1 protein-coding gene and 1 pseudogene are annotated in these 531 nt (G+C 70.8%); both read right to left on the reverse strand.

Translation table 11 applies throughout. From position 1 onward, the window contains the following. Positions 1 to 334: pseudogene (locus FK268_RS23790) on the reverse strand (TetR/AcrR family transcriptional regulator); the annotation flags it as partial. Between the two features lie 25 nt (positions 335 to 359). Beyond that, positions 360 to 531: TrmH family RNA methyltransferase (locus FK268_RS23795; RefSeq protein ID WP_306461506.1), on the reverse strand; the 172-nt coding region annotated here is incomplete at its 5' end.

The raw sequence follows: 531 nt of genomic DNA on the forward strand, positions 1-531 counted from the left end.
CCGGCGGGTCGACGACGAACTCGACTAATCCGCTGACCGCGCCCTGTGCGACCGCGAGCGCATCGGGCGCCGCGCCCTGCGGGATGCCCTCGGCGGCCTCGCGGACGCCGCGGACCAGCGCGTCCTGGGCGCGGCTGAGGACATCGGCGTAGACGGCGTGCGCGAAGCCGTCCCGAGTGCCGAAGGCCTCGTAGAAGTAGCGCTCGGTGATGCCGGTGGTGCGACAGACGGCCCGCACGCCGAGCGCCCCGGCCTCAGGGTCGCCGAGGAGCGCGATGCCCGCGTCCAGCATCTGGCGACGCCGAGTCTCCCGACGCTCCTCGAGTGAGGTCATTCGTTCATTCTACCGCAGACGAAATTTACTGACGTCGCTGTCGGGCGAACTCGGCGAGGACGACGCCCGCCGCGACCGAGGCGTTGAGCGACTCCACCGACGAGGCGATCGGGATCGACAGGATCGAATCGCAGTTCTCCCGCACCAGCCGCGAGAGCCCCTTGCCCTCGGAGCCCACGACCACGACCACGCCGGTG

This window comes from Tsukamurella sputi (assembly GCF_007858445.1).
Lineage (GTDB): Bacteria > Actinomycetota > Actinomycetes > Mycobacteriales > Mycobacteriaceae > Tsukamurella > Tsukamurella sputi.